Source organism: Parasphingorhabdus sp. NYA22 (assembly GCF_976973735.1).
In genome coordinates this window covers 1,601,818-1,623,126 of sequence record NZ_OZ333477.1, presented here as the reverse complement: position 1 = coordinate 1,623,126, position 21,309 = coordinate 1,601,818, and the positions used below count along the sequence as shown (strand labels likewise).

Genomic DNA, 21,309 nt, shown 5'->3' with positions numbered 1-21,309 from the left:
ACGCCCGAACGGGAATAGCAAGCCTAGAAAACCGCTTTTGCCTCGGTTTCCTTCATCATCGCCTTGCGCACCATCGGAATGGGCGGGCCGCCGTAGCCGAGAAACTCGTCGTGGAAAGCCTTCCACTTGCTGCGGTCTCCACCGGTCCAGTCTTCGCGCAGCTTGCGGATCATCAATTTGCCCATCGTGTAGTTGAGATAGGCCGGATCATAAGTGCCCCGCGCCGCCTGCTGGTCGGCATTGCCTTCATCCTGATAGCATTGTTCGAGGAACATTTTCGTTGATTCCGCGACGCTCATGCCCTGCGAATGGAGTCCGATGGCGGAAAGATAACGGCAATCGCGGAGCAGCGCGTTGGACAATTGCCCGATATGGGTTTCATTGTCGCCCGCGTTGAGGCCCGCCTCCCACATCATTTCCTCGCTATAATGCGCCCAGCCCTCGGCAAAGGCATAGCCGACGAACAATTTGCCGAAGATCGACTGAGCGCGGTTGCTGTGCAGGAAGTTGAGGAAATGGCCCGGCCAGACTTCATGGATCGAAGTGAACAGCAGATCCTTGGTGCCCGGAATATAGGCGGCCCGCTTGGCTTCGTCCCAGGACGGATCCGGCGGCGAGATATAATAGACCGATGGCAAACCTTTCTCATAGGGGCCGGGAATATCGATATAGGCGCTGTTCTGCCGGTTATAGGGTGGCGATTCCTCTACCTGCGCTTCCTCGGTACCGAGTATCGAGACGATATCCTTTTCAATCAGAAAGGCGCGCAGACCCGGCAATTGCAGCCGCGCTTCCTCGACCGGCCCGTCCTTCGGCTTGTCACTGCCCATTTTCGCCATGCAACCATTGATGCTCGCACCCGGTGCAAATTTTCCGCACGCATCAATCAAAGCCGCCTGATTGCGCTTGAGATCCGCCCGGCCAATGGCTTCCAGCTCGTCGAGCGAGATATTGACACCCTCGGTCTTGCTCACCATCGCGGCAAATTTGTCGCCCCCCAGAGCATAGCCGTCCTTGGTTGCCGGAACCGAACCGATATGACCGGCAAGGTCCTTCATCGCCGCAGCAGCTGCAGCTGCTGCAACATCAAACTCCCGCTGGAGCTCGGAATCCTTCACTTCGGCAAAGGCCGCCTTGGCGTCCCCGGTGAAATAATCGGCAAAACCGCCAAAGCCGGCCTGACCAAATTTCAGATAGGTTTCCGGCAATGGCAATTGCAGATTTTCCTTGATCTGCGCCGCAGCAGCAGGGACGGCATTGGCATATTTGATAAAGGCCTTCATCCGCGTTTCAGCGTCGGCATAGGGCCGCGCGATATAGACATTGGGGTCCAGCGCTCCGACATAATAAGCCGGATTTTTATGCGGCCAGTCGGCGGTCTCCAGCCAGAAAAGCTCGCCTTCCATCACATTGACCAGATAGTCCCGCTCGAACTGTTCCGCTTCACTGAGGTTAGCGGCATCGATCGCCTGCGCGTCCGCTATCGCCTGCTTGCGGATATCCACCGCTTTTTGCAGGCCCTCAGCGCTCCAGTCTGGAAGCTGGCCGTCGAATTCGTGCTTGCCCTGATAGACGGCAAAGGTCGGATTGACCGGGAAATAGCCGTCAAGAAAGCCCGAGAGATAACCACCCCAGACAGTGTCCTGATCAATTTCCATCGCCGCGACCGGTTGATCCTCGATCTTCTTGCAGCCGGTTACCGTCAAGGCGGCCAGCGATACCGCCAGCATCAGATTGCGCATCTTCATTTCTGTCTCCCCGGGGAATATTTCTACCTGTGACAGACTGGCATAATCGCCGGTGGCTTGGCCAGTGCTATTCGACCAACCGCCATCTGCAAAATTATCTCGCGGGCGCACGAATTGATTGCAGCAACATCCGGCAATCGCTAGCAGATATCCCGTGATTAGTTCCGCACCACATCCCTTCACTATCGCCAATTATCGCTACCTGTGGTTCTCGCGACTGGCATCGATGTTCGCGCTTTACGCGATGATGCTGATCCTCGGCTGGCAGGCTTATAATCTGGCCCGCGAGGACATGGGCGTCAGCGCCTCGGCGGGGATATTGGGCCTGCTCGGCCTGCTCCAGTTCGTACCCCTGTTCATTCTGACGCCGCTGGTTGGCTGGGTCGCAGACCATATGGACCGCCGCTGGATCGCGCGCATCGTGCTCGCAGCCCAGGCTCTGATTGCGCTCGCCCTGGGATTGCTGACCGCGACGGGCGGGATCACTTTGTGGACCATCTATATAATCGCCGTGCTGCTGGGTATTTGCCGCGCGTTTCTGGGTCCCGCGATCACTTCGCTGGCACCCAATCTTGTCCCGAAAGCATCGCTGCCCCGCGCCATCGCGCTGTCGACCATCGCCTGGCAAGTCGGTGTCATTGCTGGTCCGGGCATGGCGGGGCCGCTTTACAAGGTTGACGCCGCCCTGCCCTATTTCGTCTGCGCCGGCCTTTATTCCCTCGCCACACTGGCGGTCTTCCTGATCGGACCGGTCGCCCGCCCTGCAGCGGACAAAACCAAGGGGCCATTGCAACAGGTCGGCGACGGCATGGCCTATGTCTGGACCAACAAGCTGGTGCTCGGCGCGATCACGCTCGATCTGCTGGTCATGTTCCTGGCAGGCGCAACGGCTATGATCCCGGTCTTTGCCAAGGACATATTGAACGCCGGTGAAATCGGCCTGTCACTGCTCGCCGCCTCCCCGGCTGTCGGCGCGGTTATTGTCGCGCTGATCTTCTCCTTTGCCCCGCTCAGCAAGAATGTGGGCAACAGTATGCTGGCGGCGATGGCCGTGTTCGGTCTCGGCACAATCGGCTTCGGCCTCAGTACAAATCTATACCTGTCGATGGCCTGCCTCGGGATATGCGGTGCCGCCGACATGTTCGGCGTCTATGTCCGCAGTTCGCTGATCCAGTTACACACGCCCGATGCCAAGCGCGGGCGCGTCGGTGCGGTCAGCCAGATGACGATCAGCGCGTCCAACGAACTCGGCGATGCGCTGTCGGGTGGCCTTGCCGTACTGGTCGGACCAATAGCTGCCATTGTCGCAGGCGGAGCCGGTGCTATAGTGGTGACAGGACTCTGGTCGCGCCTGTTTCCCCAACTGGGTGCTGCCAAGACATTTGATCCGCCGGAAGATCTTGAAGCGAAACCGGTAAAAGAATGAGAAGATAAACAGGAGCGCAGGATAATGATTGCCAACAATATTCTCGAAACCATTGGAAACACACCACATATCAGGATGCAGCGCCTGTTCGGCGATGCCAATGTGTGGATCAAGTCCGAACGCTCCAATCCGGGCGGATCGATCAAGGACCGGATCGGTCTTGCGATGATCGAGGCAGCCGAAAAATCCGGCGCGCTCAAGCCCGGCGGCACCATCATCGAACCGACATCCGGCAATACCGGCGTCGGTCTTGCGATGGTGGCAGCGGTCAAGGGCTATACGCTCATTCTCGTCATGCCCGAGTCGATGTCACTCGAACGCCGCCGCCTGATGCTGGCTTATGGCGCAACCTTTGATCTCAGCCCGAAAGAAAAAGGCATGAAGGGCGCGATCGAGCGGGCGCAGGAACTGGTCGACCAGACCCCCGGTTCATGGATGCCACAACAGTTTGAAAACCCGGCCAATTTTGAAGTGCATAAACGCACGACCGCGATCGAAATCCTCAATGATTTCAAGGATGATCCGCTGGACGCCATCATCACCGGGGTTGGCACCGGCGGCCATATCACCGGCGTGGCCGAGGTGCTGAAAGAGCATTGGAGCCATTTGAAAGTCTACGCGGTTGAACCGACCTCCTCGCCAGTGATCAGCGGCGGCCAGCCAGGCCCGCATCCGATCCAGGGCATTGGCGCCGGCTTCATCCCCGGCAATCTCCACACGCAAAGCATCGACGGCGCGATCCAGGTCGAACCCGCCGATGCCAAAGCCATGGCGTTGAGAGCCGCCAAGGAAGAGGGCATGCTGGTCGGCATATCCTCCGGCGCAACGCTGGCGGCTATCGCGCAGAAGCTGCCGGAACTGGGCAACGGGGCGAAAGTCCTCGGCTTCAACTATGATACCGGCGAGCGCTATCTCTCCGTGCCAGAGTTTTTGCCCGAAGAATGAGCTCGATCGAGGTCCAGCAATTCACCTACCGGCATGGTGATGTGGTGCTGTCCGGCTATATGGCGCAACCCAGCCGCTATCCGCGCGCGGGCATATTGATCGTTCCGACCATTGCCGGACCGACCAAGCAGATGTTCGATCGCGCCAGATGGCTGGCTTCGCTCGGCTATAGTGCGATGGTCTGCGACCTCTATGGCAAGGGCGTGATTGACGATATGCGCGAAGCGCGGCAACTGGCCGACGCCTTGCGCGCCGATGCCGAATATTATCGCGATCGGTTCCGCTGTGCGCTTGATGAACTCCGGACGCGGTCGAAACTGGCGAACAACCGGCTTGCTGCGATCGGCTATTGCATGGGCGGTGAAATCGTTCTCGAAATGGCCCGCGGCGGCGAGGACATCGCTCTCGTAGTCAGTTTCCACGGGCTGCTGGCAACACCGCTTCCGGCCAAGCGCGGCACGATAAAGGCACGCATCCTGGTCTGCCACGGCCGGGCCGACCCGCTCGTCCCGCCCAAACAGTTCCGCGAATTTCTCGAGGAAATGGATATTGCCGGTGCCGATTGCCACATGCATATCTATTCCGGCGTGGTCCACGGATTCACCGACATCAGCAGCAATTCAAGATCGATCGAAGCCGTCCGCTACAACGCATCGGCGGACCGGCAAAGCAAGGCCGCCATGCTCAGCATGTTTGACGAGCTGTTCGAGAATAAAAGAACACCGGACCAATATTAGGTCCGGTGTTCCAAAGTTGCGGGAACGGCGGAACTAGTCCGGCTTACCGTCACCATCATTGTCGAGCAGATCGGGCTGGCCATCACCATCGCTGTCCCAGGCATCGGGCTGCCCGTTGCCGCTGCGATCCCAGGCATCCATCAATCCATCACCATCGGTATCGATGGTTGGTGCCGGGATTTCCGACTGCATCTCGTCGGTGGCTTCGGGTTCTGCCGCATGGGCTGCAACCGATAGTCCCAGTCCGACGGTAATCAGAAAGGGCGTCATCCGGCGCATGTTGTTTTGGGCTCTTCTGGAATGCATTGCATATACTCCTTATGCATATCATTCCCCTGTCACCGAACGTGCTGCCGGATTCGCCGCCACGGGTCCACAGACCTTCGACCACATGGTCGAAAGCGGCGATAAATGGCTGAATTCAGGCATCTATCGACAAATAAACACCATTTGTCGCAGCCGAATACCGGTGCCGCTTCTGACAGAATTTCGGCAACACTCTGTCGAATTATCGTCACATTTCGCTGTATAATCCCAACAACGGGTCGGCGATATTTCAACTGAAAGGTTGCAAGCCATGACCACGCAACAGCAACAGGATCGCCCCCTGATCATCAAGATCGGCAAGCGGCTGCGCGACACGATGAACCGTATATCGACAGGCCAGTCGAAAATCCCGACAGAACCGGTCATTCAGGCCAATGCTTTTCCATGGACCGACAGCCTGACCGAAAAATGGCAGATCATCGCCGCGGAAGCCGCTGCAATTCTGCGCCACCGCGATGCCGTGCCGCCGCTCAGGGACATTTCACCCGATCATGCGCGGATTGCCGGTGACGGAAACTGGCGCTCCTTCTTTCTGATCGGCTATGGTTATGAAGTGGCGGAAAATTGCGCCCGTGCGCCGGTAACAACGGAGCTGGTGCACCGGATACCCGATCTCAACTCGGCCTTTTTCTCGATTCTCGAGCCCGGTGCCACGATTCCGCGTCACCGAGGGGTTACACGCGGTCTGGTCACCTGCCATCTCGGGCTGATCATCCCCGACAGGGCGGAGAAATGCGTGATGCAGGTCGAGGATAGCGACCTGCACTGGGAGCCCGGGAAATGGCTGATCTTCGACGACAGCTATTTTCACGAGGTGCACAATGCAACCAATCAGCGACGAGTCATCCTGCTGGTGCAGGTGAAGCGGCCGATGCGCCTGCTTGGCCGGCTGGCCAATGACCTCGCTTTGTGGGGCATTCGCCGGTCACCCTTTGTACAGGATGCCCGGCGAAACCTTCATATGTGGGAAGAGGCCTATCAACAGGCGGAACAGAATGAAGCCGCCTGATCCAATAGCTTAGGCGACCCCGAACATTTCCGGGTCGAGGGCCATGATCGAGTCGGCACCACCTTCAATCTTCCGGCGAAGCGATCCGGTATCCGGCAGGAACCGTTCGGCAAAATATTGCGCGGTTACCAGCTTGGCTTCGTAATATTTCGCATTGTCCGTGCCCGCATCGAGAGTGGCCTGCGCCGCCTTGCTCATCCGCAGCCACATCAGTCCGAGCGACACAATGCCCATGATATGCATATAATGGTAAGCGCCGGCGCCGGCGTTGTTCGGATTGGCCATGCCATGCTGCATGAACCACATCGTCGCTTTCTGCAGCTCGCCATTGGCTTTTTCCAGAGCTTCGGCAAATCCGGACAGTTTCTCGTGCCCTTTTGCTTCGGCGATCTCGTCGGCAACCACCTTGAAAAAGGCCTGAACCGCACGGCCACCGTTCTGGCCGAGCTTGCGACCGACCAGATCCATCGCCTGGATACCGTTGGTGCCTTCGTAGATCATCGCAATCCGCGCATCGCGCACGAACTGTTCCATGCCCCATTCGCGAATATAACCGTGGCCGCCGTAAACCTGCTGCGATTCTGTGGCGATCTGATAGCCCATATAGGTGCCATAGCCTTTGACCACGGGGGTCAGCAGGCTGACCAGATCATTGGCCAACTGCCGATCTTCCTCGGTTTCGGCCTTGTCCGCCAGATCAACCTGCAAAGCGCCCCATAGAACCAGTGCGCGCATCGACTCGGTAAACGCCTTGCCGTCCATCAACATCCGGCGAACGTCGGGGTGGACGAACAATGTATCCGCTTTTTCTTCCGGATCCTGCGCTCCGGTCAATGCCCGGCCCTGACGCCGGTCACCAGCATAGACCACCGCATTCTGATAAGCGATCTCGCCCTGCGCGAGGCCCTGCAGGCCAACACCCAGTCGCGCTGCGTTCATCATGATGAACATCGCGCGCAGGCCCTTATTCTCTTCGCCAACCATATAACCGGTCGCGCCGTCATAGTTCATCACGCAGGTCGCGTTGCCGTGGATGCCCATTTTTTCTTCAATCGAGCCACAGCTCACACCGTTGCGTTCGCCGAGCGAGCCGTCTTCGTTGACCAGGAATTTCGGCACGATGAAGAGCGAAATGCCTTTCGAGCTATCGGGAGCGCCCGGCGTCTTGGCCAATACGAGGTGGATGATATTTTCCGCCATGTCATGCTCGCCGGCAGAGATGAAAATCTTCTGTCCGGTGATCGAATAGCCACCCGCTATCGGTTCCGCCTTTGTACGGATAAGACCCAGATCGGTACCGCAATGCGCTTCGGTCAGGTTCATCGTTCCGGTCCATTTGCCGGAAATCATCTGGGTGGCGTATGTCTGCTTCTGCTCTTCGCTGCCTTCGGTGAGGATCGAGGCAATCGCGCCTTGCGTCAGACCGGTATACATCTCCAGCGCCTGATTGGCCGAGACCATGAATTCCATTACCGCATTGCCGATCACGCGTGGCAGTCCCTGACCACCAAATTCCTCGGGCGACGACAAGGTCGTCCAGCCGCCGTCGGTCAGCTGCTGATAGGCTTCCTTGAAGCCCTTTGGCGTGGTGACCGATCCGTCTTCGTGACGGGTGCAGCCTTCTTCGTCGCCTGACTGGTTGAGCGGATGCAGCACTTCGGTCGAAAATTTCCCGGCCTCGGTCAGGATCGCGTCGACCATTTCCGGCGTCGCATTTTCAAAACCGGGGAGATTCAAATAATTCTCGAGATGCAGAACTTCGTTGAGGATGAACCGGACTTCGCCGATCGGTGCGGTATAACTGGGCATGATTTTCTACTTTCTACTCAAATGGGGCTACCGGATATTACCGGTGTCTATCCTCTATTGATGCTGTGCTTTGGCGTCCGCCATGGCGTCCTGCACAGTCTTTATGAAACCGGTCAGTTCCTTGATCGAACTGTCGATGTCGGCGCGCTGTTTCTTCAGCGTATCGACCTTTTCCTGACATTTTTCGACGGTAACCTGCATCTGCGTCTTACGGCCGTCGCCAAGATCGTAGAGGTCGATCATGTCGCGGATCTCGGTCAGGCTGAATCCGACATTTTTAGCCCGCATGATCCAGGCCAGACGCGCACGGTCGCGCTTCGTGTAAATGCGCGACAGACCCTTGCGGTGCGGGGCAATGAGCCCCTCGTCCTCGTAGAATCGCAAGGCTCGCGCGGTGACACCAAATTCGTCCGACAGGTCGGATATCGTGTAGGTTTCCCGGTTTTGCAGGTCGGGCGTGTCAATTTCGGCATGATTTGGTGGCTGTGACATGACCACCGTATAGCTTACGCTAACGTAAACGTCAATGTTAGCCGCCAGGGCATAGATTATCGAAATCGCGGCCACTGGTTGACCGGGCAACCGCATCGCCCTCGCCTATCATGTAGAAACTGACCCCTTCGAAACCGGCGCGCGCGCTGCAGTAGCTTGAACAGGCTTCCGGCAGACTGCCGGGCAATTCCAGCTCGACCCCGTCAAACCGGGCGGAGAAGCTGCAGCTATCCTCGCTGTTGAGGGTGATCCGGACTGTTTCCCCGTCACGCTCGGCCTCGCCCAGCCCTTCGCACTTGGTTTCCGGCCCGAACACCGCGATCATCCCGACCTGATAGCCATTCTCGTCATTACCCACCGCGCAAAACCGGTCGGTTCCCAAATCGCTGCGCCGTTCAAAGGCACCCGAAAGCGTGACATTGCGGGCATCGGGAATGACGCCAGCATCGATCGCCGCCTGCTCCAGCGGAGAGAGTTCCGCGACGGTTTTTTCGGCTTCGGGTTGCCCCTGACCGCAGGCCGCCAGCAACAATATTAATGAAAGCGCAGCAATGCGACTCAAGCGACCGGCTCCAGCTTGCCGTCGACAATCTTGCGGTAAAAACAGCTTCTCTCGCCGGTGTGGCAAGCGGGGCCCGCCGGCACAGCCTTGATCCACAGCGCGTCCTGATCGCAATCGATCCGCATTTCGGTCACCGTCAGAATATTGCCCGAGGTTTCGCCCTTCTTCCAGAGGCACTGGCGGCTGCGCGAATAGAAATGCGCGATGCCACTTTCCTGGGTCAGTTGTAGCGCCTCGGCATTCATATGCGCGAGCATCAGCAGTTCGCCGGACGAATCATCGGTGACAACCGCCGTGATCAGGCCGTTCGAATCATATTTCGGCTGGAGCGTATTTCCGGTCTCTCGATCATCTTCATTTTTTGTCATGGCAGTGGATTAAGGCGCGATCCGTTCCCGTGCAACGGCTAATGGCGCAATTGGCAGAGCCCCTTTTTGCCCAATCACGCAATATTATGATTTTATGACATTGGGTGCAGACAAAGCACCCTTTCGTACCTATATGGCAGGCATCCCGCGCCCGTCCAATTACATGCCAGGTGAGATATGCTGACAACCCACCCGTTTGAAGATGACAAGCTGCGGGAAGAGTGTGGCGTTTTCGGCATTGCCGGCATTGACGACGCAGCCGCCATGGTTGCGCTCGGCCTGCACGCTCTCCAGCATCGCGGTCAGGAAGCCGCCGGCATCACCTGCCGCAATGGCAAGGAATTTTACAGCCACCGCGCGCTTGGCCCTGTAGCCGGCAATTTCGACAGCGAAGAGATAATCAACCGTCTGCGCGGCGACTCGGCCTGCGGCCATGTCCGCTATTCGACCACCGGTGCAGGCACGTTGCGCAACGTCCAGCCGCTCGAGGCCGACCTCGCGTCCGGCGGCTTTGCCATCGCCCATAATGGCAATATTTCCAATGCTCTGGCATTGCGGGACGAACTGGTTCGCCATGGCTCGATTTTCCAGTCGACCAGCGACACCGAAGTCATCATCCATCTGGTCGCGACATCCAAATATCGCACCTTGCTCGACAAGTTCATCGACGCCTTGCGACAGGTCGAGGGTGCCTATTCGCTGATCTGCATGACCGCCGAGGGCATGATCGCCTGCCGCGATCCGCTCGGCATCCGTCCGCTGGTCATGGGCCGGATCGGTGAGGCCTATGTTTTCGCATCCGAGACCGTCGCGCTCGATCTGGTTGGCGCGGAATATGTCCGCAGCGTCGAACCCGGCGAACTGATCGTAGTCACCAACGGCGAACTGCGCTCGCATCGTCCTTTTCCCGACAACCAGGCCCGGCCCTGCATTTTCGAACATGTCTATTTTTCGCGGCCCGACTCTATCGTCGACGGCAGTTCGGTTTACAGCGTGCGCAAGGGCATCGGCGCGCAACTGGCGATCGAAAGCCCGGTTGTTGCTGATTATGTCATCCCGGTTCCGGACAGCGGCACACCCGCAGCGCTCGGCTTTTCCGAAGAATCGGGAATTCCGTTCGAACTCGGCATCATCCGCTCGCATTACGTCGGCCGCACCTTCATCCAGCCGACAGACGGCGTCCGCCATCTCGGCGTTAAGCTGAAGCACAACGCCAACCGCCCGCTGGTCAACGGCAAGAAAATCGTACTGGTCGACGACTCGATCGTGCGCGGCACCACCAGCCTTAAAATCGTCCAGATGATGCGCGAAGCGGGCGCGGCCGAAGTCCATATGCGGATCGCCAGCCCGCCGACGATGCACAGCTGCTTTTACGGTGTGAACACGCCGAAGCGGGAAAAGCTGCTCGCGGCCCGGAAATCGATCGAGGAAATGCGCGAATTCATCCAGGCAGACAGTCTGGCTTTCGTTTCCATCGATGGCCTCTACCGCGCTGCCGGTGAAGACAACCGCCACGATATCCAGCCGCAATATTGCGATGCCTGTTTCACCGGTGCCTATCCGACCGTTCTCACCGACCGCGATGGTGAAGAAGAGCCGGACCAGTTGACGATGCTCAACGAGCGTTCCGACTCATCGGGTACGGCTCGGGACCATGAACCATCCGGCGACCTGCCTCGCCTCAAACAATCAGCGAACTGACTATGAAATTTGAAGGCCAACTGGCGCTCGTTACGGGTGCAAGCCGCGGTATCGGTGCGGCAACCGCCCTGGCATTGGCCAAGGAAGGCGCCCATGTCGTGATTACCGCGCGCAGCGCCGATGATCTGGAAAAGATCGAAGAGCAGATCCATCTCGCTGGCGGCGCCGCAACCATCGCTCCGCTCGATCTGACCGATGGCGACAGTATCGGCCGTCTGGCCACCGCAATATCCGGCCGCTGGGACGGACTCGACATTCTCGTGCTCAACGCCGCCATGCTCGGATCGCTGGGACCGGTTCCAGCCATTGACGGCAAGGAATTCAACAAGGTCCTGACGCTCAATCTAATCGCGCAGCAGGCGCTGATCGCCGGATTTGATCCGATGCTTCGCAAAAGCGCCAACGCAAGGCTGATCGGGATTACGAGCAGCGTCGGCCGCAAGCCGCGGGCATTCTGGGGCGCATATGGTGCATCAAAAGCCGCGCTTGAGACACTTTTGCTCAGCTATGGTGAAGAAATGCGCAATTTGGGCAAGATTCGCACAGCAATTGTCGATCCCGGCAAGACCCGCACCGAAATGCGGGCCAGCGCCTATCCGGGTGAGGATCCATCCACCGTCAAGCTGCCATCGGTTGTTGCAGACCGCCTCGTCGAAATATTGGCGAGTGATTTCGAAACCGGCGAGCGGTTCGAAATCACCCAACCCTGATAAGTTAGCCGGCCCTAATCAGTTAGCTGGCGCAGCCTCGCTGTCCAGATAGGCCTGCACCGCGTGATAGAAAGCATCGCGCCCGGCCTTCTTGTCATCCGGCGTTGCCCGCGGCCAGTTGCCATTGCTGGCGATCACCAGTTTGCGCTTCGGATCAACAAAGATGCCCTGACCGAAGATGCCCTGAGCGGCAAAACTGCCGTCATCATAGGTCCACCACTGATAACCATAGCCGCGGCCTTCCAAGCCGATATCAGCCTGTTTCGTGCCGGCTTTTTCATACCAGCCATCGGGCACGACCGACGTGTCACCGATCTTGCCGCCGTTCATCGCGAACTGGCCGAAAAGTGCGAAATCTCGCGTGGTGGCCGAGATACAGCAACCGCCGATTTCCTTGCCACCGTCATTCAATATCCAGACCGCATCCTTGGCCATGCCATAAGGCTTCCAGACTTTTTCGGAGAGATATTCGGACAGCGATTTGCCCGTAGCCTTGGCCACCAGCACACCGATCAAATTGGTCTCGCCGGTATTATATTGCCAGCGCGTGCCGGGCTCGGCCTCGTTGACCAGAGTCTTCATATAGAGAATGACCGGATCGACGCCGTCTTTCGATTTGGTCGTGTTGAACTTGGCGACATCGCTATTCTTGTCTTCATAATCCTCGTTCCATTTGACGCCCGAGGTCATCGTCAGCAGCTGTTCGACGGTCACGCCGTCATAGCCGCTGCCCGTCAGTTCCGGGATATAGGTGGTCAGCGGATCATCCAGAGACTTGATGAAACCGTCCTTGATCGCCGCGCCGACCAGCGTCGAGACCAGAGACTTGGCGACCGAGAAGCTGGTCCAGCGGTCGTCTTTGGTAAAATCCATCCGATATTCTTCGAGACGCGCCTTGCCGTCCTGCAATACAACCAGTCCCGCGAGCCGCTGGTCCGCCATGTAATCGTCGATAGAAATACCGGCACCATCGGTTTCATCAGCCGCTGGCAAAAGGGCCGGCAGCGGTTTTCCTGCAGGGATTTCCCGGATAGTATCGCCCGCCTCGATCGTCCGCGTAGTGGTCAGCACCTCCATCTGACGGAACGCATTGTCGCGTTGATCCTGGGTCCAGAACAGCACGTTCTCGTCAGTCGGCAAGCCGGCGGCATTTGCCGCGACTTTCTGCACCTGCTCGCAGGCCGTCAGGCTGATGCAGGCAACGCCCAGCATCGCCATTTTTCCGATAAATCTCATTATTCCACTCTCCCGTGTTTATCATATTTTTATCAGTGTTACTTGTGCGACATTGATGCCGCCGCCGCGAAAACCGCCTTCGCAATAGGCCAGATAATAGCGCCACAAACGAACGAACCTCTCGTCGAATCCGGTCGGCAGCGCCCCGCGCTCGACCGCTTCATCGAAGCGCTCGCACCAGATTTTCAGGGTCTCCGCATAGTCGAGGCCGAAATTCTTTTGATCACTCCATTGCAGACCGCGTTGCTCGGCCAGCGCCCGGAACCGGCTCTCCGAAAGCAGCATGCCGCCAGGGAAAATATAGGTCTGAATGAAATCGGCGCTGCTGGCATATTGTTCGTAAATATCGTCGGCGATGGTGATATATTGCAGCGCCGCGCGGCCACCGGGCTTCAGATTGCGAGCGATGCAGTCGAGAAAATCGGGCCAATATTGCTGGCCGACAGCCTCCACCATTTCAACGCTGGCGATCGCATCATACTGGCCTTCCACGTCCCGGTAGTCCTGAATGAGGAACTGCGCCTCGGGATGATGTTCTCTCGCCCATGCCGTCTGTTCGTCGGACAAAGATATGCCGGTCACGTCTAGACCATGGTCGCGCGCGAGACTGCCCGAAAGGGCGCCCCAGCCGCATCCGATCTCCAGAACGCTGTCGCCCGGGCTAGTCGCCAGCCTCTGCGCTATTGCGTCGATCTTGTTCTGCTGCGCCTGCTCCAGGCCACCCTCATCATCGGCTGCTTCGCCGTTAAAAATGGCGCTGGAATAGCTCATGCTCTCGTCCAGCCAGAGGCCGTAGAAATCGTTGCCGAGATCATAATGATACTGGATATTCTGCCGCGCGCGCCGTTTGTCATTGTCGCGTTTCTGGTGCCGCCGCCGGACCACCCAGTTGAAAAAGCCCGAAGCCCGGCCGGTATTTTTCAGTCCGTCGCGATTGCGGGTGAACAGATCGAACACGGTGACCAGATCGGGACTGTCCCACTCACCCAGCTCCCATGCCCGATACCAGCCGACCGAGCCGCTGTTGATCAGCCGCAGCAACGCGTTCCAGCTGTGCAGGTTGATCGCTGCCATCGGGCCTTCGCCGCGACCGCCCAATATCCTTGTTGTGCCGTCGGGCAGCTTGCCCTCGAACGTGCCATGATCCATGCCCGCATCGATCCGGTCGAGAATATGATGAAAGCCGGGAGCGAACAGGCGCGCAAAAAAACCGCCGCCGGTGGCGAAACGTTTGCGCGCATCAAGCAGATGTTGCCCGCGCCTGGGAGTCTCGACATTCATGCGCGCAAATATGGACCAGCGCTAAGCGCTTGGCAACGTAGAACTATCCGTTAATTCACGATCCAGGTGCGGCCGCAGAGCCGGCGAGAATACCGCCATCGATATTCAGTTCCGATCCGGTGATATAGCCCGCTTCATCCGATGCCAGCAGCACCGCGATCGCCGCCACTTCGCTATCCTTGCCGAACCGCTGCAGCGGCGTGTCGCGGACCAGCGCTTTCTCGGATTCCGCTCGAGCCGCGCCCTCGCCCAGCATCGGTTCCCACATCGGGCTCATGATCGCTGCCGGATGAATCGAGTTGCAGCGAATTTGCCAGCCCTGCTGCGCGCAATAGAGCGCGACCGATTTGCTGTGGTTGCGGATCGCGGCCTTGGACGAGGCATAAGCGGCAGCGCCCGGAATACCGACAAGACCGGACCGCGACGAAATATTGATGATCGATCCCGTGCCCTTGTCCTTCATTGCCTTTATCGCATAGCGGCAGCCGAGAAAGGTCCCGTCAAGATTGACCCGGTGCACCGCGCGCCAGTCTTCGAGCGAGGCATTTTCCGGATCATGCGGACCGATGCCCTTCTCGAAACCGGTCACGCCGGCGTTGTTGACAACGACATCGGCAACCGGGTGCAAAGTGGCGAGCCGTTCCCAGTCCGCTTCCTTCTCGACGTCCAGCACGAGCGTATCACAGTGCAGCTCGTCGCCAGCCGCCATCAATGTCTCGGGATCGCAGTCGGTTAGAAGAACCGTCGCTCCCTCGTCGACGAAAGCCTTGGCAATAGCCTTGCCAATGCCGCGGGCAGCACCGGTGATGATACAAAATTTTCCTGATAGTCTGTGCATGAGAGATCCTGAATATAGGTGTCAAAATATCCGGCCCGAAGGACCGAAGTGAGTAATTTTGATATTGCCTGACGGCGACCTACTTATTCATCGACCCAGTATCCTTTTGATCTGCGGACCATTGATATCGTCATCCCGCCCGCATTTCAATCCCCGCGCTCATTTCACCTTTGCATAGGCGTCCAGAGCACGGACTCGCGCTTCTTTATGTCCGATGATCTTGGCCGGATAATCTTTGGGCTTGCACCCGTGATCTTCCGGATCGTGGATATAAGGCTCGTCTATATCGGCCAGTTCCGGGACCCATAAGCGGATATAGTCCCCGGCATTGAATTTCTCCGACTGGCTGAGCGGCGCCATGATCCGGACGAACATATTGCTGTCGACACCGGTGCCGGACACCCATTGCCAGTTGACGCTGTTGGAGGCGTAATCGGCATCGACCAGAGTGTCCCAGAACCATTGCTCGCCCTCGCGCCAGTCGATCAGCAGATGCTTGATCAGAAAGCTCGCGGCGATCATCCGCACCCTGTTGTGCATCCAGCCGGTCGCCCAGAGTTCGCGCATCCCGGCATCGACGATCGGATAGCCGGTCTTGCCGTGGCACCAGGCCTTGAAGTCGGCTTTGACGTCTGCATCACCCATATCGCGCCACGGCAGCGCCCGCATCTTCTCGCGATAGCTCTCGCCGCCATATTGCGGGAACTGGTCGATCACATTTTGCGCATAATCGCGCCAGACCAGTTCCTTGAGATAGGTCTCGACCTTGCTCCCCTGCCCCGCCAGCCGGTTCCAGACGGTCGCAGGGCTGATCTCGCCGAAGTGCAGATGCGGCGACAGGCGCGACACCAGTTCTTCTGAAGGCAGGTTGCGACCCTCGTCATATTCGGCCGCCTTGTCGGCAAAATCCTCGAGATTGTCTTCCGCTCCAGCGCTCCCCGGCTGCCAGTGGTCGCCGAAGGTTGCTGCCCAGTCCGGCTTGGTCGGCAACAGGCCCCAATCATCCAGCGCATCGCTATCCGGCCAGCTGTCCGGCGCATCGAGGCTTTCAGGTGCAGCAGCGGCTTCCCCCGGCGGCATATGCTGGCGCAGCGCCTTCCAGAACGGCGTGTAGATTTTATAGGGCGTGCCAGACCCGGTCGTCACCGTCCCCGGCGGCAGCAGATAATTGCCGTCATGCAGGATCAGCCGCGCCTCATCGCCGAGTGACTTTTCCAACATTCGTTCGGCATTGCGCCACCAAGGCTCGTAATGATGCAGCGCATGCACTTCATCCGCACCGGTCGATTTGACAATTTCGGCCAAATGCTCTGAAGCCGGCCCGCACCGCAAGATCAGCCGCGACCCAAGATTCTGCAAACATGCTTCCAATTCTTCCAGTGACCGGTGCAGCCACCAGCGCGAAGCCCCGCCCATGATGCGGTGTTTTGGCGTTTCATCGTCGAGAATATAGACTGGAATGACGGGGCCTTTGGCAGCAGCAGCTACCACAGCGGCTTGATCGGAAAGGCGAAGGTCCCGGCGGAACCAGATGATGCTGGGTTTTGTCATATCCCACCCATCCCTCAGGGAGCCGGTCGTTCCAACCTGTCTTTTCGGACATTGATCCGGACCGAGAACCGGTCCCCGACCAGCGGATCCATAAAGCGCTGGTCTCGCACGGTAACGCGAGCGCCGACCGCCTTGATCACCGGCATTCTGGACCAGAACAGAAAAGCTGCGGCGTCATCGCTGGCTCTTGCTATTTCAGGCTCTAAGACCCGGCTATAATCCGGGATTCGTTGTTCTTCGTCGAGGACCAGGCCACCAAACAGATCATAAGCTCCTGATCCGTATGCGGATTCGTTCCGCCACAATATTTCTCGTTTCCAGAACTGGAGCGGAAGCGGGTTTGCCACGACCATATTCTCAGGACTCTTCGCAACAGCTGCAGAAACCTTGGTGTCAAGAAGCGTCGCCGTCTCTGCTTCTGCCCTGCCCGTGATCAAACCATTGGCAAAAATATAAGCGCAGACCGTGGCAAAGCTGATCCAAGCCGGCCGCCGCCAGTTGCCAGTCCCCTTCGTCTCCCGCCGCCGAGAAATCCAGACGCCGGCGATCAGCGCCGCCCAAATCCAGATATCGATAATGAAAATACTGTCGCCGTAAAACCATTGCGACGAAAACGGCTCGAGCAGGCGGATGCCATAGCTGTTCAGCCAGTCCAGCGCCGGATGGCTGAGACACCCGATATAGGCCAAAGCCAGCAGCCAGCCCTTGTGGATCGGCAACCGGTCCGCAGGCCGTTTTCCGCGCTTCGTCTGCCATCGGTCAAACCAAATCATGATCCCGGTCAGCAACAGGGGCAGAACCAGCATCGCGATCGGCCCATGGGTGATACCCCGCCGGAGCGCCAAATGTTGCACCCCGCCGAGCAAGGTTGTCACTGCATCGATATCGGGAATATTGGCGGCGATGATCAGCGTCGCCATGCCGAGGCCGGTTTTCTTTTTCAGGCCCATCTGGCCGAGTACGGCACCGGCGAGGCTGTGGGTCAGGTTGTCCAAAATTTTATCTCGCACGAAGCCACGAAGGCACAAAGAAAGAGGGGGTTAGTTTGCATAATAGTCATTGGCTAGTCGCTTCAGACCTTCTTTGAAAGTGGCAGCGCCAAAGTTCATCAGGAAACCGAATGGCAAATCCATCAAACGCAAATAGGTGACCACCTGTTTTGCATGGATGGGCGCGAAACGCTCGGTAGACTTGAGTTCGATCAAAATTTGCTTTTCAACGATCAAGTCAGCCCGAAAAGCTTTTTCCAAAACCCGGCCCTTGAAGATCACTGGAATGATCTTCTGTCTTTCGACAGCAAGGCCTTTCTCCTTCAAGCTTTCAAAAAGCAATATCTCATAGGCAGATTCGAGCAGCCCCGGCCCAGTATCCCTGTACAGGTGAAACCCGCAATCAACAGAGATTTTGGCGATAGATTCAAGATCTTGCACGATCCCATCTTAGTGCCTTCGTGTCTTTGTGCGAGTCCCAAACCTTTACAGTTCCGGCCCACCCTCGGTCACGGTCCAGGTCTGCCCCTTGCTCAACAACGCTTGCAAATCCGGTGTCTTGCCCGCTGCTGCCGCTTCGTTCTGAGCGACCACAGCCGCTTCAAACGTCGGCCGCGGATCGTCATAGAGGACGCCTAATGCCATAGGGAATTCGCCGAACTGCATTTCGATCAGCATATGCGCGACCGAACGGTTGGTGACATCGTGAACAATCACGTCAGCCGCTTCCCAGTCGCCATCGACAACGTCGACCACTTCCAGTTGCAAGGTCTTGCGATTGAGCGTGATACCCTTGGTGCCCTTGCCGAACAGCATCGGTTCGCCGTTCATCAGATGCAGTTGCGTGTCTGCTGCGGTTTTCTTCGCCGCAAATTCCTCGAACACATCCTTGTTATAGACGATGCAATTCTGGAAGATCTCGATGAAGGACGTGCCTTTGTGGGCATGGGCCGCCTTGAGGACATCGGGCAGGCCCTTGTGGATATCGATACCGCGCGCAACGAACCGCGCACCAGCGCCCAAAGCAAAAGCACAGGGCGAAGCGGGCCGGTCGACCGAACCATAAGGCGTCGACGGGCTTTGGGTACCCTGACGGCTGGTCGGCGAATACTGCCCCTTGGTCAGGCCGTAAATTTCATTGTTGAACAGCATCACCTGGCAATCGAGATTGCGGCGCAGCAAGTGCATCGTGTGGTTGCCGCCGATCGACAGCGCGTCGCCGTCGCCAGTGATGATCCACACATCCAGTTCCGGATTGGCCAGCTTCACGCCGGTTGCCACCGCCGGCGCACGACCGTGGATGGTATGGAAACCATAAGTCTCCATGTAATAGGGAAAGCGCGAGGAGCAGCCGATACCGCTGACAAACACCGTCTTGGACGGATCGGCACCCAGATCGGGCATGGTACGCTGTACGGCCTTCAAAATGGCGTAATCGCCGCAACCGGGGCACCAGCGTACTTCCTGATCGGTTTCCCAGTCTTTCAGCGTCGTCGTGATTTTTGTCATCTCGTTCATGACAGATTCTCCTCAATCGCCGCTTCAATTTCGGCAATGGTAAACGGCTGGCCGGAAACCTTGTTCACCGGCTTCGCATCGACCAGATATTGATCGCGCAACACCGTTTTCAACTGCCCGGTATTCATTTCAGGCACGATGATCCGGTCATAGCTTTTCAGCAGGTCACCAAGATTTTTCGGCATCGGCCAGATATTCCGGATATGGATATGGGCCACATCCTTGCCCGCTTCGACAGCCCGGCGGACCGCCTGATGGATCGGCCCGAAGGTCGATCCCCAGCCGACAACCGCCAGCTTGCCGCCAGCCTTGCCCAACGCAACGTCCTGATCGGGGATGCTGTCCGCGACGCCCAGAACCTTGTCCCGGCGGATTTCGGTCATTTTCTGGTGGTTGGCCGCACCATAATCGATATGCCCGGTATCAATGCCTTTTTCGATGCCGCCAATACGGTGCATCAAGCCCGGCGTGCCCGGCTTGATCCAAGGCCGCGCCAGCTTCTCGTCGCGGGCATAAGGCTTCAAACCATCTTCAGGCATCGTTTCGAGGAAGGTGGTCGGGAATGGTTCGAGACCGCTAACATCCGGGATTTTCCAGGGCTCTGCCGCATTGGCAATATAGCCGTCGGTCAGCAGCATCACGGGGGTCATATATTGCACCGCAATCCGCACCGCCTCGATCGCGCATTCAAAAGCATCGCTCGGCGAACGGGCGGCAATGACCGGCATCGGCGCATCGCCGTTGCGGCCATAGACAGCCTGATAGAGATCCGATTGCTCGGTCTTTGTTGGCAGGCCGGTCGAAGGTCCGCCGCGCTGCGAATTGACAATGACCAGCGGAAGCTCGGTCATGATCGCCAGCCCCATCGCCTCGCCTTTCAGCGCAATACCCGGACCGGAAGATGACGTGATCCCAAGTTTACCGGCATAGCTGGCACCAATCGCTGCTGCGATCGCGGCAATTTCGTCTTCTGCCTGAAATGTGGTCACGCCAAATTCTTTCAGCCGTGACAGGTGATGCAGGATCGCCGAGGCTGGCGTGATCGGATAGCCGCCGAAGAACATCGGCAAACCGGCCAGCTGCGCGCCAGCAACCAGACCAAGCGACAGGGCTTCTGCGCCCGTTACCGTGCGATATTTACCCGGCGCCGCAGGAGCAGCACCCACTTTGCGGGTGGTCAGATGGCCGCTGCCAAGTCCGTCACCGGATAGTTCAGCGGTTTCGCCATAAGCATGGCCGGCGTTGAGCGCCGCGATATTGGCTTCCGCAACATCCGGCAATTTGGCAAATTTGCCCTTCAGCCAGTCGACGATTGGCTGCCGATCGCGTTCGAACATCCAGAGAGCAAGGCCCAGCGTCCACATATTCTTGCAGCGCAGGGCTTCCTTGTTACCCAGCCCGAACGGTTTCACCGCTTCGAGCGTCAGCGCGGAAATATCCAGCTTGAGCAACTGCCATTTCGCCAGGGATCCGTCTTCCAGCGGATCATTCTCATATTTCGCCTTGTCGAGATTCCGTTTTCCGAACTCGCCAGAGTCGGCGATGATCAGACCGCCGGCGCGCAAGGCGTCGACATTGGTTTTCAAGGCCGCCGGGTTCATCGCGATCAATACATCAGGCTGATCGCCAGCGGTTTCAATCGCGCGGCTACCGAAGTTGATCTGGAAAGCGGACACACCGAACAAGGTACCCTGCGGCGCACGGATTTCAGCGGGAAAGTCGGGAAAAGTCGCTAGATCACTGCCGGCCAACGCGGTTGAAAGCGTGAACTGCCCCCCGGTCAGCTGCATCCCGTCGCCGCTATCGCCGGCGAAACGGACGACGACATTCTCGGCGCCTTCGGGATTGGGACTATTCGGTACTTCCTGCTTCAGTGCGGTGGCCATAATGGGTTTTTCCGTGCCTTTATTATTATTACGCAACCCGCTCTAGAGCAGCAATGCGCCCCGCTTCAAACCACAAAAACTAATAGGGATAAAGCATTTGTTTGGGACGCGCGTCCCGATTAGCGCTTGCCTAGTGCGCGCAGCCTGATCTAATCGGTCAATTAAACGCTAGGAGA

Annotated in this window: 20 protein-coding genes; 6 read left to right on the top strand and 14 right to left on the bottom strand. The window is 58.0% G+C overall.

Features of this window, described 5'->3' with window-relative positions; translation table 11 throughout:
• Nucleotides 1-23 precede the first annotated feature (23 nt).
• Nucleotides 24-1,742, bottom strand: coding sequence for a DUF885 domain-containing protein (locus ACWFTY_RS07865; protein WP_447526862.1), 1,719 nt, complete (start codon nucleotides 1,740-1,742; stop codon nucleotides 24-26).
• Nucleotides 1,743-1,902: 160 nt separating this feature from the next.
• On the opposite strand from ACWFTY_RS07865, the gene ACWFTY_RS07860 reads away from it, so the two are divergent.
• From ACWFTY_RS07860 to ACWFTY_RS07850, 3 genes are read left to right on the top strand one after another with little or no spacing between them, the layout of a single operon-like run.
• Nucleotides 1,903-3,174 (top strand): MFS transporter, encoded by a 1,272-nt coding sequence (locus ACWFTY_RS07860; protein ID WP_447526714.1) that lies wholly within the window; start codon nucleotides 1,903-1,905, stop codon nucleotides 3,172-3,174.
• A gap of 24 nt (nucleotides 3,175-3,198) precedes the next feature.
• Nucleotides 3,199-4,119 (top strand): cysteine synthase A, encoded by a 921-nt coding sequence (cysK, locus tag ACWFTY_RS07855; protein ID WP_447526713.1) that lies wholly within the window; start codon nucleotides 3,199-3,201, stop codon nucleotides 4,117-4,119.
• Nucleotides 4,116-4,856, top strand: a complete 741-nt coding sequence (locus tag ACWFTY_RS07850) for a dienelactone hydrolase family protein (protein ID WP_447526712.1) — start codon at nucleotides 4,116-4,118, stop codon at nucleotides 4,854-4,856. Before cysK ends, ACWFTY_RS07850 begins: the two co-directional genes overlap by 4 nt.
• A gap of 33 nt (nucleotides 4,857-4,889) precedes the next feature.
• On the opposite strand, the gene ACWFTY_RS07845 is transcribed toward ACWFTY_RS07850, so the two are convergent.
• Nucleotides 4,890-5,162 (bottom strand): hypothetical protein, encoded by a 273-nt coding sequence (locus ACWFTY_RS07845; RefSeq protein WP_447526711.1) that lies wholly within the window; start codon nucleotides 5,160-5,162, stop codon nucleotides 4,890-4,892.
• Between the two features lie 271 nt (nucleotides 5,163-5,433).
• Here ACWFTY_RS07845 and ACWFTY_RS07840 point away from each other — a divergent pair, with 271 nt between their 5' ends.
• Complete coding sequence (locus ACWFTY_RS07840; protein ID WP_447526710.1) at nucleotides 5,434-6,192, top strand: aspartyl/asparaginyl beta-hydroxylase domain-containing protein; 759 nt, start codon at nucleotides 5,434-5,436, stop codon at nucleotides 6,190-6,192.
• A gap of 9 nt (nucleotides 6,193-6,201) precedes the next feature.
• Here the strand turns inward: ACWFTY_RS07840 and ACWFTY_RS07835 are convergent, their stop codons facing one another.
• From ACWFTY_RS07835 to hisI, 4 genes are read right to left on the bottom strand one after another with little or no spacing between them, the layout of a single operon-like run.
• Nucleotides 6,202-8,001, bottom strand: a complete 1,800-nt coding sequence (locus ACWFTY_RS07835; protein ID WP_447526709.1) for an acyl-CoA dehydrogenase C-terminal domain-containing protein — start codon at nucleotides 7,999-8,001, stop codon at nucleotides 6,202-6,204.
• A 54-nt stretch (nucleotides 8,002-8,055) separates the two neighbouring features.
• Nucleotides 8,056-8,493 carry a MerR family transcriptional regulator gene (locus tag ACWFTY_RS07830; RefSeq protein ID WP_447526708.1) on the bottom strand — a complete coding sequence of 146 codons (438 nt, stop codon included), beginning with the start codon at nucleotides 8,491-8,493 and terminating at the stop codon, nucleotides 8,056-8,058.
• Between the two features lie 37 nt (nucleotides 8,494-8,530).
• Nucleotides 8,531-9,055: a hypothetical protein gene (locus ACWFTY_RS07825; RefSeq protein WP_447526707.1), complete on the bottom strand. Its 525-nt coding sequence runs from the start codon at nucleotides 9,053-9,055 to the stop codon at nucleotides 8,531-8,533.
• Nucleotides 9,052-9,423 carry a phosphoribosyl-AMP cyclohydrolase gene (gene hisI, locus ACWFTY_RS07820; protein WP_447526706.1) on the bottom strand — a complete coding sequence of 124 codons (372 nt, stop codon included), beginning with the start codon at nucleotides 9,421-9,423 and terminating at the stop codon, nucleotides 9,052-9,054. Before hisI ends, ACWFTY_RS07825 begins: the two co-directional genes overlap by 4 nt.
• A 177-nt stretch (nucleotides 9,424-9,600) precedes the next feature.
• On the opposite strand from hisI, the gene purF reads away from it, so the two are divergent.
• Nucleotides 9,601-11,124 carry an amidophosphoribosyltransferase gene (purF, locus tag ACWFTY_RS07815; RefSeq protein ID WP_447526705.1) on the top strand — a complete coding sequence of 508 codons (1,524 nt, stop codon included), beginning with the start codon at nucleotides 9,601-9,603 and terminating at the stop codon, nucleotides 11,122-11,124.
• 2 nt (nucleotides 11,125-11,126) lie between these two features.
• Nucleotides 11,127-11,834 (top strand): SDR family NAD(P)-dependent oxidoreductase, encoded by a 708-nt coding sequence (locus ACWFTY_RS07810; RefSeq protein WP_447526704.1) that lies wholly within the window; start codon nucleotides 11,127-11,129, stop codon nucleotides 11,832-11,834.
• Between the two features lie 18 nt (nucleotides 11,835-11,852).
• Here ACWFTY_RS07810 and ACWFTY_RS07805 read toward each other — a convergent pair whose 3' ends face one another.
• The 8 genes from ACWFTY_RS07805 to ACWFTY_RS07770 form a co-directional block, all read right to left on the bottom strand.
• On the bottom strand, nucleotides 11,853-13,070 hold the full coding sequence (locus ACWFTY_RS07805) for a serine hydrolase domain-containing protein (protein WP_447526703.1): 1,218 nt from the start codon (nucleotides 13,068-13,070) through the stop codon (nucleotides 11,853-11,855).
• A 21-nt stretch (nucleotides 13,071-13,091) separates the two neighbouring features.
• On the bottom strand, nucleotides 13,092-14,351 hold the full coding sequence (locus ACWFTY_RS07800) for a class I SAM-dependent methyltransferase (RefSeq protein WP_447526702.1): 1,260 nt from the start codon (nucleotides 14,349-14,351) through the stop codon (nucleotides 13,092-13,094).
• A gap of 55 nt (nucleotides 14,352-14,406) precedes the next feature.
• Nucleotides 14,407-15,189: an SDR family oxidoreductase gene (locus tag ACWFTY_RS07795; protein WP_447526701.1), complete on the bottom strand. Its 783-nt coding sequence runs from the start codon at nucleotides 15,187-15,189 to the stop codon at nucleotides 14,407-14,409.
• A gap of 159 nt (nucleotides 15,190-15,348) precedes the next feature.
• On the bottom strand, nucleotides 15,349-16,740 hold the full coding sequence (locus ACWFTY_RS07790) for a cryptochrome/photolyase family protein (protein ID WP_447526700.1): 1,392 nt from the start codon (nucleotides 16,738-16,740) through the stop codon (nucleotides 15,349-15,351).
• Between the two features lie 14 nt (nucleotides 16,741-16,754).
• The gene (locus ACWFTY_RS07785) at nucleotides 16,755-17,735 is read right to left on the bottom strand and encodes a metal-dependent hydrolase (protein WP_447526699.1); all 981 of its coding nucleotides are present in this window, start codon (nucleotides 17,733-17,735) and stop codon (nucleotides 16,755-16,757) included.
• Between the two features lie 45 nt (nucleotides 17,736-17,780).
• A complete protein-coding gene (locus ACWFTY_RS07780; RefSeq protein WP_447526698.1) occupies nucleotides 17,781-18,170 on the bottom strand; it encodes a GxxExxY protein in 390 nt (129 codons plus the stop codon).
• Nucleotides 18,171-18,215: 45 nt separating this feature from the next.
• Nucleotides 18,216-19,247: a 2-oxoacid:ferredoxin oxidoreductase subunit beta gene (locus tag ACWFTY_RS07775; protein WP_447526697.1), complete on the bottom strand. Its 1,032-nt coding sequence runs from the start codon at nucleotides 19,245-19,247 to the stop codon at nucleotides 18,216-18,218.
• Complete coding sequence (locus tag ACWFTY_RS07770) at nucleotides 19,244-21,133, bottom strand: 2-oxoacid:acceptor oxidoreductase subunit alpha (protein WP_447526696.1); 1,890 nt, start codon at nucleotides 21,131-21,133, stop codon at nucleotides 19,244-19,246. The genes ACWFTY_RS07775 and ACWFTY_RS07770 overlap by 4 nt, the downstream gene beginning before the upstream one ends.
• Nucleotides 21,134-21,309 lie beyond the last annotated feature (176 nt).